The organism is Streptococcus mitis (assembly GCF_000722705.1).
In the GTDB taxonomy this organism is placed as follows: Bacteria; Bacillota; Bacilli; order Lactobacillales; family Streptococcaceae; genus Streptococcus; species Streptococcus mitis_P.
The window spans coordinates 77594-94667 of sequence record NZ_JPFW01000006.1 but is presented as its reverse complement, the minus strand read 5'-3'; the positions used below and the strand labels follow the sequence as shown (position 1 = coordinate 94667).

Below are 17074 nucleotides of genomic sequence, written 5' to 3'. Positions count from 1 at the left end.
CAAAGGAAAAATATAACGAAGCCATCCAAGAAGCTCTTGAGACGATTGAACTCTGTAAACAAAGACAGACAAGCTACCAACTGGCTCCTCTACTTATTCTTGTAGGAAATGCTGGAGCCAAATTTCTAGACAAAGAACAAGTCAAAAATTATTATATAGAAGCAAAAGAGTTATGTAAGATTTATAACAATCCTTTAATGTTGATGAAGATAGAAAATTATTTGAAGGAATTAGATACTGTTTAGTTAATCTTGACATTATAGTTTTTCTGAAACGTTAAATAACCTGTAAGGCTGATAGTGAAATTAATACTATCAGCCTTATAATTATGTGAAGATTCCTTTAGGGATAGTGGTAAGTAATACTAAAGCCTCTTTGAGAGGCAAGTGACGAGTCAAGAGCAATGAGGCTTGAACAACGTGAAAGCCAGCGTCTTTAGGCGCTGGCTGGTAATTTGGGCTTATAGCCCTGGGACAAACCATCCGTTTGACGGGTGGTCATGATTTACGAGTAAATATAATTTCAATCAGATAAAAACAACTACCTTATACTCAATGAAAATCAAAGAGCAAACTAGGAAACTAGCCGTAGGTTGCTCAAGACACTGTTTTGAGGTTGTGGATATAGCTGACGTGATTTGAAGAGATTTTTATTGAGTATTACTCTACAGATTTCAAGGCTTCAAGCATATCAACCTTTCTCAGATGGCGATTAACAAGGAAACCAAGCAAGGTTAAAATGGTGCTTACTGCTACCACTGGGATTACATAGACTTCCCAGCCTACCTGCGGATAAAAGAGAATAGTCGCAGGCGAAATCATTTGAATCAAAAATTGGTGTAAATAGAAACCTGATACCAGACCAAGGACGATTCCCACAAGGGACAGCAAAATCGTCTCACGATAAATGTAGAGGGTGACTTCTTTATTATGAAAACCAAGAACCTTGATAGTGGAGAGTTCACGGATTCTCTCAGCTACGTTGATGTTAGTCAGATTGTAGAGGATAACAATAGCCAATAGAACTGACACGATGACCAAGATAGTCATGGTCTGATTGAGTGAGCTAGCAACAGAGTCAAAGAGTCGAATGGCTGAAGCATTTTGGACAACACTGGACACCGCAGCTTGATTCATGAGTAAACCTGCCTGCCTTTCGATACTAGGCGCACTAGAATCCTTTAGCGAGACCAGATAAGTGTTGGATGGGGGTAGCTGTCCATAAAGTTGCTCATAGCTAGCTTGATTCATATAAATAAAATGACCTACGTAGTTCTCAGTAATAGCGGCTACCTTTAGCTCCTTACCTTCAATTTCTAGAGTCTGTCCAACCTTAACACTTGCCAGCTGGGCTAGTTTAGCTGTAATAACGACTCCATCTTTTAATGACAGCTCCTGCTGATGATTTTGCAGATGGATAAAGGGTGTCAAATCTTCCTTCTCTGTCATCATAAGGGTAATGGTCTGAAGACCAGCCCTGCCTTTGAAATCCTTGTCTAGCGTCTTTGAATAAATTTTCTGGTAGGCTTTGATGTCCTGCCCTTTCAACACTTCTTCTAGCTCTACCTTGTCCTGATTGGTCGCGCTAGGATTTTCAGAGACAATCATCTGATACTGTTGGATTTGTTGAAACTGTCTAGACGGAACTCCTGCTACAGAGGATTGGATTCCCAAGCCTGCAAAGAGCAGAGCGACTGAACCTGCCACACCAAAGATTGTCATCAACATCCGTTGCTTATAACGAAAGATATTGCGGGCTGTGACCTTATGGGTAAAACTGAGACGACGCCAGATAAAACCGATACGCTCCAGTAAGATTTTAGCTCCTTTGACAGGTGGTTTAGGCAGTAAAAGCTGGGCTGCTTCATCATGAAGTTCCCTCCGAGCCACAAGATAGGCTGGTAACACACTCGCCAACCAACTCAATCCAAGAGCTAGTATGCTATAGGTCCAATAGAACTGAATCTGGGTTTCTCCCACCACCATACCTTTTGTAATAACACTTGAAATCACACTGGCTAGCAAATAATGGCCAAGTATACTACCTAAAGCTGTTCCGACAGTCCCAGCTACCAGACCGTAGAGGAGAAACTTAGTGATAATATCCTTACTACGGTAGCCCAAAGCCTTAAAAATCCCTGCATGAGTTCGCTCTTCATCCACAAAACGAGTCATGGTTGTAAAGGTCACCATAGCTGCCACAGCATAAAGCACCACAGGAAAGATATTGCCCACTGCCCGAATACTGGCTGTAGCATTGCTGTACATGAGGTAGCCCTGACCACCTGGCATGGTCTGACGATTATAGACTTGATACTTGGGCTCAGCCAAATCATCCAAGACCTGCTGATGTTTTTCTAATTTTTCCTTTTCTTGGGCTAGATTTTGTTCAGCTTGCTTTAGCTTATCCTCTTCCTTACTCAATTCCTGCTTGGCTTGAGTAAGTTGAGCACTTGCCTGCTCTCTCTGAGCTTGAGGCAACAAGGTTAGTTGACTTTCCTGCGCCTGTAAACGAGCTTGAGCAGTTGCTAAACGACGCTTGCCTTCCTGCAAATTAACCTGCGCCTTGTCAAGATTCTCTTGCCCCTTATCGAGAGACTCTTGGCCTTCTTTTTTCAAGACTTGCAGACGTGCCTTGCCATTATCTGATAAAGCTTGTTCAAGGTCTTCCTGATGTTGCTTGGATTTTTCTTCATAAGCTGATGAAAAAGCATTTAAGCCTGCTAAATCTTGATATTTCAAACGAGCTATATTGTAGACTTTTTGATCAAACTGACTAGGTAAAATCACCCCGTAGGCTGTCAGAGTCCCACTTCCGCTTCCTGCATAGCCCATATCTCGCTGGGAGAGGATTTCAGCTGAATCCACAAAACCAGTAATGGTATAAGTATGGTCTTTTAAAGAGGAATGACCGCCTTCTTTTTCTTTAAAACTAATCTCCTGTCCCACGCTATATTGACTCTGCAGATGACTTGCCAAAGCGATTTCCTGGTCTGACTGAGGAAGTCGTCCCTCTCTGAGCTGAAAGGTTGAAATTCTCTCTGGTTTGGAGTACAGCCGAATAGCATCCTGTCCATTATCCATAGCCACATCTGTCAAGTAGCCAAATTCAACCTCTGCGCCCTGAGTCTGTTCTAGTTCTTCTTGATCTGTCTGATCCAAACCATAGTTAGACATGACTGCCAAATCCAAGGTTTTAGCAGTGGTTAAATAAGCATTGGCGGTCGCCTCCATATTGGGGCTAGTCACTTTGAGACCTACTAGAGCTAGAGAGCCCAACATCATCAAGGTCAAGATGGATAAAAAACGCCCCTTGGAGCCTGTGAAGGATTGAATTAAGTCCTTCCAATAAGTTTTTCGCTTAATCATGCTAGTACTCCAAACTGTCAATATCCTGAGGATGCTGGTTGATCACCACATCCTTGACACCGGCATCGTGCATATGAATCACGCGATCAGCAATGGGCGCCAAAGCTCCATTGTGAGTCACGATGATCACCGTCGCTCCCTTTTGACGAGACATATCTTGGAGAATTTTCAAAACCTGCTTACCCGTCTGATAATCCAAGGCTCCAGTCGGTTCATCACAAAGAAGGATTTTAGGATTTTTTGCTACCGCGCGTGCAATGGAGACTCGCTGTTGCTCCCCTCCAGAAAGCTGGGCTGGAAAGTTATTGAGACGATGAACCAGACCTACATCTGTCAAGACTTGCTCAGGATTCAAGGCATCTGTCACGATTTCCGAAGCCAATTCCACATTTTCCTTAGCTGTCAGATTGGACACTAGATTATAAAACTGAAAAACAAAACCGACATCATTGCGGCGGTAATTAGTCCTCTGGTGGGAACTATAATCTGCAATATTGGCACCATCGATCCAAATCTCCCCCTCATCATTGGTATCCATACCTCCTAGGAGATTGAGAACTGTTGACTTACCAGCACCTGACGCACCTAGAATAACAACCAATTCTCCCTTTTCAATCTCAAAATTAACATCACGATTGGCCACAATCTCCGTGTCCCCAACCCGATAACGCTTGTAACAGTGTTTCATCTCAATATAAGCCATATCATTTTCTCTTTCTTTCATATTTATACTCTTCGAAAATCTCTTCAAACCACATCAGCTTCACCTTGCCGTAGGTATGGTTACTGACTTCGTCAGTCTTATCTACAACCTCAAAACAGTGTTTTAAGCAGCCTACGCCTAGCTTCCTAGTTTGCTCTTTGATTTTTATTGAGTATTAATATCATTATATCGCTTTTTCAAATAGTTGAAAACTGGGAACAAAAACAAAAAGCCTAGAAATCAATTCTAGACTTACAATTTTTTATTTTCCAAGGTAGTATTCAGAAACTACGTTCAATTTTTCGTCGAATTCGAATACCAATGGTGGGAAGTTAGGGATTTCCACATCCATGATTTCGTCATCTGACAAACCTTTGATGTGTTTTACAAGGGCACGAATTGAGTTACCGTGAGCTCCTACGAATACGTTTTTACCATCTTTAAGAGCTGGAGCGATTTTATCTTCCCAGAATGGAAGGGCACGTTCCAAAGTCACTTTCAAGTTTTCAGCATCTGGGATAACTGAGTCGTCAAGTGAAGCGTAACGACGGTCTGTGTGAGCTGAGTGCTCATCATCATGGTCCATGTTTGGAGGCAATACATCGTATGAACGACGCCAGATGTGAACTTGCTCATCACCAAATTGTTCAGCAGCTTCAGCTTTGTTTTTACCAGTCAAACCACCGTAGTGACGTTCGTTCAAGCGCCATGATTTTTCAACTGGAACCCACAATTGGTCAGAAGCTTCAAGAGCCAAGTTTGTTGTTTTGATAGCACGTTTCAATACTGAAGTGTAAGCTTGGTCAAATTCAATACCAGCTTCTTTGATCAATTTACCAGCGTCAATCGCTTGTTGTGTACCTTTTTCAGACAAATCAACATCAGCCCAACCAGTGAAAAGGTTAGCTTTGTTCCATTCAGACTCACCGTGGCGAGCAAAAACCAATTTTACCATTAGATGGATTCTCCTTTAAATTTTCCGAGGTTTCCCCTCGTTTATCTATTCTATTTTACACAATTTTTCACAAAAAAGCTAGTCAAAACCAAAAAGGAAAGGACTGTTTGACAATCCTTTTCCTTCTTAGTATCATACAACAACCTTACTTTTCTTCAAATCCTTCTGCGACTGCGTCCGCAAAGTTTTCTTCTACGATGCTTGCACAGTGGTCACAGATGACTGCGTGGTAGCTACGTTCTGCTGTTGTTGGGTCAATTCGACGGCAACGGTCACAGACTTCTCCTGCAGCGCGTTCAACAGTGAAGGCTACATCTTCGAAGCTAACAGCAGTTTCTGGAGCTGGCCCTTCTGCGATGGTCAATTCAGACACGATTAAAAGTTGAGCTACATTGCTGTTTACTGCTTCGAGTAAGGTTTTCACAACTTCGTTTGGATAAACTGTCAAGTGTGCTTCAAGTGATTTACCGATTACTTTGGCATTACGAGCTTCTTCCAAGGCTTTTTGAGCTTGTCCACGGAAGTTCATGAAGGCAGCCCATGTATCCAAGATTTCTTCTTGATTGACAAAAGTTTCCGCTTCTGGCAATTCTGACAATTGAACAAAGTCTTCTGCTTCAAACTCAAGGTATGACCAGATTTCTTCCGCAGTGTGAGGAAGGATTGGTGTCAAGAGTTTGGTGATTTTGACAAGAATGTCATAGAAGACAGTCTGCATTTGACGGCGTTCCAATGATTTGGCACCTTCGATGTAGACAACATCTTTAGCAAAATCAAGGTAGAAGGCTGACAAATCAACGTTGATAAAGTTCACCAAGGCCTTGTAGATTGTCAAGAATTCAAAGTTAGCATAAGCATCACGAATCGTTTTTACAAGCTGGTTAAAGCGAATGGTCATGTACTTATCAACTGAACGAAGTTCTTCGTAAGCTACTGCATCCTCAGTTGGGTTAAAGTCAGATGTGTTAGCAATCAAGAAACGAAGAGTGTTACGAATCTTACGGTAAGTTTCAGAGACTTGGCTCAAGATATCCATAGAGATACGCACGTCGTTACTTGAGTCGACACTTGTTACCCAGAGACGCAAGATTTCCGCACCAAATTGTTTTTCAACATCGCTTGGAGCAATAGTATTTCCAAGAGATTTAGACATCTTCTCACCTTTACCGTCAAGGGCAAAACCTTGTGACAAGATTTGTTTGTAAGGTGCTACGCCATGGTTGGCAACAGATGTGATGAGTGAAGAGTTGAACCATCCACGGTATTGGTCAGAACCTTCAAGGTAAAGGTCTGCTGGGTAAGTCAACTCAGGACGGTTTACCACAACTCCATTCCATGATGAACCTGAGTCAAACCAAACGTCCATGATATCTGTTTCTTTCTTGAACATGCCATTTGGTGAACCTGGATGCGTAAATCCTTCTGGCAAGAGGTCTTTGGCATCACGTTCCCACCAAATGCTTGAACCATGTTCCTCAAATAGTTGAGCCACATGTTCAATCGTTTCGGCTGTCATGATAGCTGTACCGTCTTCAGCGTAGAAGATTGGAAGCGGAACTCCCCAAGCACGTTGACGAGAGATAACCCAGTCGCCACGGTCACGGATCATATTGTAAAGACGGACTTTACCCCATTCTGAGTGGAATTTCACTTTTTCAATTTCATCCAAGATTTCTTGGCGGAATTTAGAAACTGAAGCAAACCATTGTGGAACCGCACGCCAGATAATTGGTTTTTTCGTACGCCAGTCAAATGGGTATGAGTGAGAGATTTCTTCTTGGGCAAGAAGGAGGCTACCAAGTTTTTCAATAACAGTTGGTACAACCTTGTCGTAGAATTGACCTTCAAACTCAGGACCAGCATTAGCCATCATGATACCACGTTCATCAACAGTCACTGCGACTTCAAGACCATTAGCAATACCGACATTGTAGTCATCCTCACCAAAACCAGGAGCTGTATGGACAATACCTGTACCAGAATCAGTTGTAACGTGATCACCAAGGATAACCAATTCATCTACAGCTGTATCCCATGGATGTTCTGTTACGATGTGGTTCAATTCTTGACCACGGTAAGTTGCCAACACTTGAACATCAGCCCAGCTAAATTTCTCAGACAAGCTAGTCAACAATTCTGCAGCAACCACAAACTTACGAGCTTCACCAGCAGGTTGAACCAAGACGTAATCAATATCTGCTCCGACAGTCAAACCACGAGAAGCTGTGATGGTAAATGGAGTCGTTGTCCAGACAACGATATAGGTATCTGTATCAAGAATTCCTTTGCCATCTTTCACCTTATTGGCATAGTAAAGAGATGTAGAAAGCAAGTCATGGTATTCAATCTCTGCTTCAGCAAGGGCAGACTCAGATGACCAAGACCAGTAAACTGGTTTGGCACCACGGTAGATATAGCCTTTATTAGCCATTTCACCGAAGACACGGATTTGCGCTGCTTCATAGTCAGGAGTCAAGGTCACATATGGATTTTCCCAGTCACCAGAAACACCCAAACGTTTAAAGTCTTCGCGTTGTTTATCTACTTGAGAAAGAGCATATTCACGGCAAAGTTTCAAGTACTCAACCAAGTCCATTTCTTTACGTTTGACACCTTGTTTTGCCAAAACTTGCTCGATTGGCAGACCATGAGTATCCCAACCTGGGATATAGGGTGCATAAAATCCTGACATTGATTTTGAACGAACAATGATATCTTTTGAAATCTTGTTCATAGCGTGTCCAACGTGGATATTTCCGTTGGCGTATGGAGGGCCATCATGCAAGGTGAAATGAGGTTTTCCTTGGTTCAATTCTTGACGACGTTGATAAAGTTTTGCATCTTCCCATTCCTTTTGCCAGACCGGCTCTTTGGTAGGAAGTCCTGCACGCATTGGGAAAGCTGTTTTCCCAAGATTAAGGGTATCTTTGAGTTTCATTGTATCTCCTTTATAAATAATAACAAATTAAAAACCACGACTTCCAAAAAGGACGAAAATCGTGGTACCACCTTTATTCGAAAAAAGACTCAGCTCTTTTCCTCTTATCCCGTAACGTGGGGAACGTCAAATCTTACTTCATTCAGACTTGAGTTTTTGAGAGGATAATCTTATCATTAGGGATTACAGGACTCACACCATCTCCTGCTCGCTGGAAATATAAAGATAAGATATTGTTCTCAGATTATTTCTTATAAAATTGTAACAGATTCTTGCGGTGCCACAAATCCTGGTTCTGAGTTTACAGCTTCAGTAGCTGGTGTTGGGCCTGAGTAATGACTTGGGACTACTTCTGGATCTTCATACATCGGACCAACTGGATGAGCTGGACTTTCCTCAACAGCCTGAACTGGTGAAACAACCTGTTCTTGTGTAGCTCTTGCTTCAACTTCTGCAAGTTCCTTATTAGCCGCTTCGATACGCGCTTGCAACTCTGCCATTTCTTCTGGAGAAAACTGGCGAGTAATATCAATTGGTTCTTCCTCTGGATGTTGTTGCAAGACAGAATCACCTAAAACTTCGCTTACTACTTCTTTGAAGGCCTCATCACTTGTTTGAAGATAAGTCGCTGTTGGGCGAAGAATATCTTCCCAATCTGAAGATTCAACAATTGCTAACTGGCTCTCAATGGTAGATTTGAGACGTTGGTGAAAGACACGACTCTTGTTCTTCAATTCTTCTGTTTCAACTGCAACTTTCTTAGCATTATCAGTTGCGTGACGAAGAATTTCATTTGCCTTATACTTAGCTTCTTCCAATAAACGTTGCGCATCTTGCTCTGCTTGATGGATAATATTATTTGAACGTTCAGCTGCAGCTTGTTTTACTCGTTCAGCTGTGTCTTGTGCAATCAATACAGACTGGCTTAATGAATCTTTCATCTCATCAAAGTAAGACAAACGCTCTTCTAAACTCTTAATATGTAAATCCTTATCATGATTAGAGCGGACTAAATCTTCATAATCACGGACTACAATATCTAAAAACTCATCTACTTCTTCTTGATCAAATCCTCTGAAGCGTGTGTTAAAGGTTTTATCTTTGATTTCTAACGATGTAATTGGCATAATTATCCTCACTTACTTAATAACAATTGGACCGTTAATTTCTTTTTATCTTTTTTTGTTTGCCCATTATCTCTAACGAGTTTCAATCGACCGAATTTCCTTACACTAATCAAGTCACCAACTTGAACTGTATAATCTGATTTTTCAACTAAATGGTAATTAACTTGAACTGCCTGCTTTTCAATTAACTGATTTGCCTGATTTCTTGACAGTTTGAAGACCCCCGCTAGGAAAACATCTAATCTAGAACTAGCGATACAAATATCCAATTCTTGATAATCTTCTACTGTAGCAATTTTCTCAGTAAAATCCCGTTCTTCTAGACGAACAGGTAGACGGGCAATTTTCGTAATGCCGTCTTGGAAAAGGAGAGTAAACTGTCGATTAATGATAATCTGTGCTCTCTCTTCATTGACTAAGATATCACCAAACAGCTTCCTATCAATTCCCAGCTGGTTTAAAACAGTCCCTAATATTTTTGCATGCGTTAAACGTTCAAACTTATTAGAATAAACTATTTCTTGCAAGGATAGTTCAAAATCAGAGAATTTGGGTTCAAAATAATCAGGATACAGGAGTATCCGCACGTATTCAGTTTCAAGAAACTGCCGACTGCTCATGTAGGCGATGCCGTTCGTTGATGCTAGAACTTTTAAAATATTTTCCTGATGAGGATTTACAAAAGGTGTTAAAAAAGGAGAATAAGAGTCTTCTACCTTTTTTATCCATTCTGCTCCCTTATCAATAAAAGACGAATCATTCTTAGAAAAGTGCTGATAAATCATCTTGTTCATAGAAACATCACTAAAAGTCGAATCAATTGGTTCCCTAAAAAATGCACTAATAATACCGCAATCCAGACAGACAAGTCAAGCCCTGCAATCTGAAGGGGGAAACGTTGTAAAGGAGCTATTATCGGTTTCACTAAGCTAATAATCAAGCGACCTAGACGCGATTCATAAGCATTGGGGAACCAAGACATCAGAGCAAAAACGACTAAAATCAGTGAATAGATATCCACTGCATTTTGAATAAAACGAATGAGAAAGAGCATTATTTCACTCTCGTACGTTTCATATCAAAACCAAATTCACCATTTTGTGACTCATCTGGAATTTTGATATCTTCAATATTGACGACAACATCAACTGGCGTCAGTAGGTACATAGTAGATGCTACCTTTTTCATGTTACCAGCTAAAACATGACGTGCCCCATCCAGATAGTCCAAACAACGACGAGCTTGAACTTCTGTCATATATTGGAAATCAATCAAAATACTTTCGTTACCAGCTAATAAATCAACAATAGCTGTAGCATCTTCGTATTTACGTGGATAACGAACATCAATTGTCACCTTATCAGTAGAACGTTGACTTTGCATAGCCAACTCTTGTTGACGGGCATGAAGACGAGTAATGTTTTTTTCTTTAGATGGTGTGGTCGCAACTTGTTGAGGCAACTCTTTTACAGAAGGAACTGGAGCCACAATCGGTTCCTCAGCTTCAGGCTGATAAGTAGTCGCAACATCTTCTCCATCTTCTGTAAAATAATCTATAAATCTATCAAATCTATCTTTTAAAGACATATTTCTTTCCTATTTAAAAAATGCTGTACCAATTCTGACAAATGTTGAGCCAAATTCAATCGCTTCCTTGTAGTCACGACTCATACCCATACTCAAGTCCGTCATTGGCATATTGGGAATTTGTTTTTCTCTAATTTCTAGTTGCAAATCCTGTGTAGCTTTAAAAATCTCTTTCAACTCATCACTACTAGCTTCAAAAGGAGCCATGGTCATCAAGCCTACATATTCAATTTTATCTAAGGTTGCCAACTCTGGCAAGAGTTCCAATAGTTCTTCCTTTGAAAAACCATGTTTGCTCTCTTCCCTTGAGATATTCACTTGTAAGAAACACTTAACAACACGGTCACTTCTCTTTTGAATTTCCTCTGCTAGCTTTAATGAATCCAAAGCATGGAAATAATCAACATATTGAATGACATCCTTAACCTTACGTCTTTGCAAAGTGCCAATCAAATGCCAACTAATATCTTGGTCTTTTAAAGCTTCATATTTCTCAAGGAACTTATCTACACGATTTTCACCAATATGATGCACACCTAGCGGAAGCAAAGCCTCCGCTGTCGGTACGTCTACATATTTTGTAACAGCAACAACTGAAACAGAATTATCTTCTCTTCCTGCCTGCTGACTTGCATCCTTTATTTGTTGAAAAACACGTTCTGTATTTTCTTTCAAATTCATTTACTTAACGATTTTTGAAAAATGGAGGAGTTTCTAATTCATCCTCTTCTAAAGATGGTGCTTCGAAACGTTCAACTGGCGATACAACTGAATCAGTTGGACGAACAATCGTCTCACGACGCAAATCCCAATCACCAAATGCTGATGTTTTAGAAGTTTCTGTACGGCGAGGTGCTGGACTTGGAATTTCTGCAGTTTCAGCCATGTCATAGTGACGGTCATAGTTACGTGTATGACTTGGACTCACTTGTTCATGACGAACAACTTGTTTTGGTGCATGTCCAACAACTTTTTCAACACGATCTTGACGAACACCTGTTGCAACAACTGTTACGCGAATTTCATCACGCATGCTTTCATCAATAGATGTTCCGAGCCAGATGTTCACTCCTTGACCAGCTGCTTGGTTAACGATTTCTGATGCTTCTTCTGCTTCAATCAAAGTTAAGTCAAGTCCACCAGTAACGTTGACGATAACATCCTCAGCACCGTCAATAGTTGTTTCAAGAAGTGGTGAGTAGATTGCCTTACGAGCTGCTTCTACCACACGTTCTTCTCCACTACCGATACCGATCCCCATTAAAGCATTCCCTTTATTTGCCATAACTGTTTTCACATCGGCAAAGTCAAGGTTAATCAAACCAGGATTTGTAATCAAATCTGTAATCCCTTGAACACCTTGGCGAAGTACGTTATCAGCTTCGCTGAGTGCTTCAAGAAGTGGAGTTTTCTTATCAACAATTTCAAGCAAGTTGTTGTTCGAAATAATCAATAGAGTATCTACATGTTCACGAAGCTGGTTGATTCCTTCAACAGCAAATTGGCCACGTTTGCTTCCTTCAAAACCGAAAGGACGTGTCACAACACCAACTGTAAGAGCACCTAAATCTTTAGCAATACGAGCAATAACAGGAGCTGCACCAGTACCTGATCCACCACCCATACCCGCAGTAATGAAGACCATATCCGCTCCGCTGATAGCAGCTGTTAATGTTTCTTCGCTCTCTTCAGCAGCTTTTCGACCAACTTCAGGTTGACCTCCAGCACCCAAACCACGAGTCAATTTAGGACCCAACTGAATTACAGTCTCAGCTTTTGTACTACTCAAAGCTTGTACATCTGTGTTTGCTGCGATAAATTCTACGCCCGTAACACCTTCGTCAACCATGCGGTTAATAGCGTTACCGCCACCTCCACCAACACCGATTACTTTAATAACTGCACCTTGAGCAGCCGCTGTATCAAATGAAAATGTCATAGTTTATTTTTCCTCTTTTATTCATCAAACATACTTCCGATTAAACCACGGAAGCGATCTGCGATTTTTTGTTTATTTTGAGAAGATACTTTATCCTCTTTCGGAGCAACTACGTTAGTAGAAGCTAATGATTCCACCTCTGTATCTGAAGCTGATTGAATCGGGGTAGGTTGTGACACCTGAGTGACACGTTGAATCATCCCACCAAAATTGATTGGTTGGTGACGCAAGGTATCTTCACCCTTGACTGCTCGTTGTGCTAACAAATGCACCTCAGTCAATTGACCAGCAAATTCAGACAAGCTAATCACATGAGCAAAAGCAGGGTTACGAATTCCAACTTGATTTGGAACGTAAAGTTTGACACCAACACCAAAGGCTTCCTGTGCAAGTTCTACAATACCTGGTAAAATAGCATTTCCACCAATCAGAACAATTCCACCTGGAAGATCCAACAAATGTCTTCTTTCCAACTCTTGTTTAATCTGTTCAAAAATGTGTTTAATGCGAGCTGAAATAATCTCTGCCAAGTAGCTTTCTGTAACTTCTACAGGCTCTACTTCACCAATCACTTCAACTTGGAAAGTTTCATTGCTTGCAAGTGACGGATAGGCTTCTCCATAGTTCAACTTCAGTCCTTCAGCTAGTTTTTGTGAAGTCTTCAAGACTTTAGAGATATCTTTTGTGACATAATCTCCACCTTCTTGAAGAATATTTGTAAACTGGAGTTCTTGGTTACGGATCGTAGCAACAGTTGTTTGCCCTGCTCCCATATCAATCACAGTAGCTCCAAATTCACGCTCCCCTTCATTCAAAACTGAACGAACCAAAGCCAATGGTGAAATAATAATATTTTCAACCTGAACACCTGAGCGCTCAACTGTCTTGCGTAAATTGTGAAGAATAGTACGAGGACCTGTGTAAAGCAAACCACGCATTTCAAGACGGACACCCATCATACCACGTGGGTCACGAATACCTTGGAAACCATCTACGATAAATTCTTCTGGAATAAAAGTAATGACTTCACGGTCTGGTGTCATGCTCTTTGTCAAGGCTGATTTGACAACATTTTCGACATCTTGGTCTGTAATTTCTTTTGTATCAGATGTAACTGGAATCATTCCTTGAGTTGGTTCTACTTGCAAAAGATTTCCAGGTAAACCAACATTCACTGATTTGATTGAAATACCAGCCTTCTCTTCTGCTTGGGAAATAGCTGACTTGATAGCAGTTGCTGCTGCTTCAATATCAACGATAATCCCATCCTTTACACCTTTGCTCTTGGCATTGCTTACACCAATTACGTTTAGTTCACCATTTCTAAGCTCAGCAACCAATACCTTAATGGAATTGGTTCCGATATCTAAGCCTGTAAAAAAACCATCTCTAGTCATTACATCGCATCCTCTCTATCTTCCAAGTTTCTAACTTCTATTTCAATATAGCTAAAACAGGGCATAGCTATTCACAGAATATTATAACACAAAAAATCCAATCGTGCTTAGTTTTTTCCTAAATTTACTTGCTATTTTTTCACTTTCCCTTCCCAATCTTCTCTCTTTACCAAACAAGTTATAAAAAATCAGATTTATGAAAAAAAGAAAGCTTGAATTTAAGCTTTCTTTGCAATCATTTTTTCTGCTTCTTGCTCTAAAAATAGTTCCAAGATTTTCTTGGTCAAGGTGATCGCAGCAGACAAGGCTACAGACACGATCAAATAATTAGCTACTAAGCCGTGATCCCCAACCAATGGCGGTTTTGTCAAGAATCCGTAATCTCCACCTGTTACCAAATTGACCACAAAAATCAAGGCATTTAGTCCAAAGGTCATGAGAAAAATTCTTTTCACATCTAGCAATCGTGCATCATACTGTCTCAAGAGATAAACGAGTGAGTTCCCCAAGAGAGCTAAGTGCCCAAATATAAAGGATAAAATGGCAATATGGGGGAATGGATAGGCATCTGGAACTGGGTAAACAAAGGCTGCTAATGTCCCAAATGTCCCCAACAATGCAAAATACTGCCGATATTTGGACTTACCAGGAAGCAAAAGTACCACGAACATGGCCATACGGCAATGGTAAAAGGGTAGGCTTTCTGATAGTGGCATATGATTAACCCAATACCAGCCATAAAGTAGGATCAACTGAACCGCCTGCAAGATTTGGAAAAATCGTTGGTAAACCTTCTTTTCACGATAGCGATAGGCTGTATAAAAGGTTAAGGCTAAGAGCGTAAATAGGCTAACATACCAAAAAAGATCAAACTTGGGTGGCTCTGTTGCCTGAGTCGTAAAGAAAATATCCCATAAATTCATCTAGTCTTCCTCATAATTCAAAATTTTCCTGCATATTATTATACCATGCAATTTGTCAAAAATGGATTTAGAAATACGATAATCATCTTCTTAGTCAAGATATTGCTCCCTCTGACCTTGATAAACCTGCCAAAGAATCTCTATTTGCTCCTTGGTAATGCGTTTCTCAGATAAGACTGGCAGTTGGTCAATAGCAAAAAATTGAAGGTCAGCAATTTCTTGATTTTCTTGGAATTGTCCAGCGAGAAGCTTACATTCAAAAACAAACTTTGCATATTGTTTACTCTGTAGTTGGAAACGATTGGTATCAAAAACAGCTAGCAGTCTTTCAACTTTGGCTTCAAAGCCAGTTTCTTCTTCAATTTCCTTGAGAATATTTTCAGTTGGAGAATAGCCAACCTCACCAAAGCCACCTGGCAAAGCCCAACTATCCTCTCCTTGTCCCCGAACCAGACAAATTTTTTCATCCTCAACAATCCAAGCACGAACATCCATTAAAGGAGTCGCATAAGCAGAAGTTGGCTTCAAGACTTCTGCTACTTCTTCTGCATCTAAGTCTGATGCCTGATTCAACATTTCAGATAAAAGGCCCCCCAAGTCCTCATAACGCTCACGGTCAAAAGGATCCTTTGTAAAGGTTAGTCCAGTATCTGTAATGGCAACCATTCTTTGCAAATACTTGACAAAATCACTTGTCTTCATGTTCTAAACTTTCTACCAACTTGGCTAGATTCATAGAATTGGATCCTTTGAGTAGGATTTGGTCATGCACTCCTAGGCTTTCCTTAACCTGCTTGACTAGGTCTTCAAATTGGTCCTCATCAGCTGTTTTTTTGAAGTAGTAAACATGACCGATTGGAAACATTTGGCTTGCTAGTTGGGCCAATTCTGCAATATCTTCTCCATAAAAAATAACAGTATCCAGTACATCTGGTGAGAGGCTCAAAATCATCTGGTTATGGAGTTGGACAGACTGGTCACCAAGTTCCTTCATGTCTGCCAAGACAGCGATTTTCTTGCCCCCTTCATTGGCTGGAATGGCAGAGAAAGTCTCCAAAATCAGCTTCATAGCAGTCGGATTGGCATTATAAACATCTGACAAGATATCTGCTCCATTGGCTGCTTTCTTCCACTCGGTACGGTTACGCGTCAATTCAAGATTTTGGAAGGCCTGACGAATCTGCTCCTCAGTCACTCCTTCTTGCAGGGCAACATAGGATGCAATCATAGCATTAGTGGCATTGTACTTACCAGTCACTGGCAAATCAAGGGCTTGTTCCAAGAAATTAGCCTTAAAGGTCAGACTATCCTTGCGCTCAATCAAGTCTGTAATTTCCAACTCTGCTCCTTGCCCAAAACGGACCACCTTTTTATCAGCTGGCAAGTAGACCTCTACAATCGGGTCGGCTGGTGCCAAAAGCAAAGAACCTGGTGACATACCGTCTGCAATTTGCATTTTCCCTTTAGCGATTTCCGAACGGTCTTTGAAAAAGGCTAAATGAGCTTCTCCAACCAAGGTCACAATAGCTGTCTTTGGATGGGCCAATTCTGACAAGAGATGAATATCTCCCAAGTGATCCTGCCCCATCTCCAAGACCAACTTTTCTGTCCCCTCAGGCATGTGCAGAACTGTGTAAGGAAGACCAATCTCATTATTGTAGTTTCCTTGTGTTTTGTAGGTCTTGTAGGTTGTCGATAGCAAGTGCGCCAACATATCCTTAGTCGTTGTCTTGCCATTTGAACCTGTAACTGCAAAGACATCAACAGCCGTTTTCTCAAGATAGTAGGCAGCTAGGGTTTGAAAGGCAGTCAACACATCATCTACTAGAATGTAGGGATGATTTGCGACCTCTTTCTCAGACAGGGTTGCAGCAGCACCATTTTCAAAGGCTGTTTCGATAAAGTCATGCCCATCACGCGCACCTTTAAGTGGAACAAACAAGTCCCCTGCCCCAATCAAACGACTGTCAAACTCAGGCATTTCTAACTGCGCGTCCGCAAAAAGACTAACATCATTTTTAGCTCCAACAGCTTGGGCAACTTCATGGATTGTTAATTTCATTTCTACTCCTTTAAAAAGGGTTGAAGCCCGAGAACTCTGATCACCTGGCAGTGATGGTTCTGGCTTCTACCCTCT

14 protein-coding genes and 1 pseudogene are annotated in these 17074 nt (G+C 41.0%); 1 reads left to right on the top strand and 14 read right to left on the bottom strand.

All coding sequences use genetic code 11. The features are described from left to right. Positions 1-245, top strand: a pseudogene (locus tag SK642_RS02755) (XRE family transcriptional regulator); the annotation flags it as partial. Positions 246-659: 414 nt separating this feature from the next. Here the strand turns inward: SK642_RS02755 and SK642_RS02750 are convergent. The 14 genes from SK642_RS02750 to SK642_RS02675 all read right to left on the bottom strand — a co-directional run bounded on the left by SK642_RS02750 (position 660) and on the right by SK642_RS02675 (position 16999). Next, the gene (locus tag SK642_RS02750; protein ID WP_033683264.1) at positions 660-3368 is read right to left on the bottom strand and encodes an ABC transporter permease; all 2709 of its coding nucleotides are present in this window, start codon (positions 3366-3368) and stop codon (positions 660-662) included. A gap of 1 nt (position 3369) precedes the next feature. Further along, positions 3370-4071 (bottom strand): ABC transporter ATP-binding protein, encoded by a 702-nt coding sequence (locus tag SK642_RS02745; RefSeq protein ID WP_033683274.1) that lies wholly within the window; start codon positions 4069-4071, stop codon positions 3370-3372. Positions 4072-4333: 262 nt separating this feature from the next. After that, positions 4334-5026: a phosphoglycerate mutase gene (locus SK642_RS02735; protein ID WP_033683263.1), complete on the bottom strand. Its 693-nt coding sequence runs from the start codon at positions 5024-5026 to the stop codon at positions 4334-4336. A gap of 145 nt (positions 5027-5171) precedes the next feature. Beyond that, positions 5172-7964 (bottom strand): isoleucine--tRNA ligase, encoded by a 2793-nt coding sequence (gene ileS, locus SK642_RS02730; protein WP_033683261.1) that lies wholly within the window; start codon positions 7962-7964, stop codon positions 5172-5174. A 251-nt stretch (positions 7965-8215) separates the two neighbouring features. Continuing rightward, entirely contained in the window at positions 8216-9091 is an 876-nt protein-coding gene (locus SK642_RS02720) for a DivIVA domain-containing protein (protein ID WP_033683260.1), read from the bottom strand. 8 nt (positions 9092-9099) lie between these two features. Beyond that, positions 9100-9885 (bottom strand): RNA-binding protein, encoded by a 786-nt coding sequence (locus SK642_RS02715; RefSeq protein ID WP_033683259.1) that lies wholly within the window; start codon positions 9883-9885, stop codon positions 9100-9102. Then, positions 9882-10145, bottom strand: coding sequence for a YggT family protein (locus tag SK642_RS02710; protein WP_033683258.1), 264 nt, complete (start codon positions 10143-10145; stop codon positions 9882-9884). Before SK642_RS02710 ends, SK642_RS02715 begins: the two co-directional genes overlap by 4 nt. Next, positions 10145-10678 carry a cell division protein SepF gene (locus SK642_RS02705; RefSeq protein ID WP_033683257.1) on the bottom strand — a complete coding sequence of 178 codons (534 nt, stop codon included), beginning with the start codon at positions 10676-10678 and terminating at the stop codon, positions 10145-10147. The genes SK642_RS02710 and SK642_RS02705 overlap by 1 nt, the downstream gene beginning before the upstream one ends. 9 nt (positions 10679-10687) lie before the next feature. After that, on the bottom strand, positions 10688-11359 hold the full coding sequence (locus tag SK642_RS02700) for a YggS family pyridoxal phosphate-dependent enzyme (protein ID WP_033683256.1): 672 nt from the start codon (positions 11357-11359) through the stop codon (positions 10688-10690). 4 nt (positions 11360-11363) lie between these two features. Continuing rightward, positions 11364-12617: a cell division protein FtsZ gene (gene ftsZ, locus SK642_RS02695; RefSeq protein ID WP_033683255.1), complete on the bottom strand. Its 1254-nt coding sequence runs from the start codon at positions 12615-12617 to the stop codon at positions 11364-11366. A 17-nt stretch (positions 12618-12634) separates the two neighbouring features. Continuing rightward, a complete protein-coding gene (ftsA, locus tag SK642_RS02690) occupies positions 12635-14014 on the bottom strand; it encodes a cell division protein FtsA (RefSeq protein ID WP_033683254.1) in 1380 nt (459 codons plus the stop codon). Between the two features lie 218 nt (positions 14015-14232). Next, positions 14233-14937 (bottom strand): TIGR02206 family membrane protein, encoded by a 705-nt coding sequence (locus tag SK642_RS02685; RefSeq protein ID WP_033683253.1) that lies wholly within the window; start codon positions 14935-14937, stop codon positions 14233-14235. Between the two features lie 90 nt (positions 14938-15027). After that, positions 15028-15639: an NUDIX hydrolase N-terminal domain-containing protein gene (locus SK642_RS02680; RefSeq protein ID WP_033683252.1), complete on the bottom strand. Its 612-nt coding sequence runs from the start codon at positions 15637-15639 to the stop codon at positions 15028-15030. Then, positions 15626-16999, bottom strand: a complete 1374-nt coding sequence (locus tag SK642_RS02675) for a UDP-N-acetylmuramoyl-tripeptide--D-alanyl-D-alanine ligase (protein ID WP_033683251.1) — start codon at positions 16997-16999, stop codon at positions 15626-15628. The genes SK642_RS02680 and SK642_RS02675 overlap by 14 nt, the downstream gene beginning before the upstream one ends. Between the last annotated feature and the right edge of the window lie 75 nt (positions 17000-17074).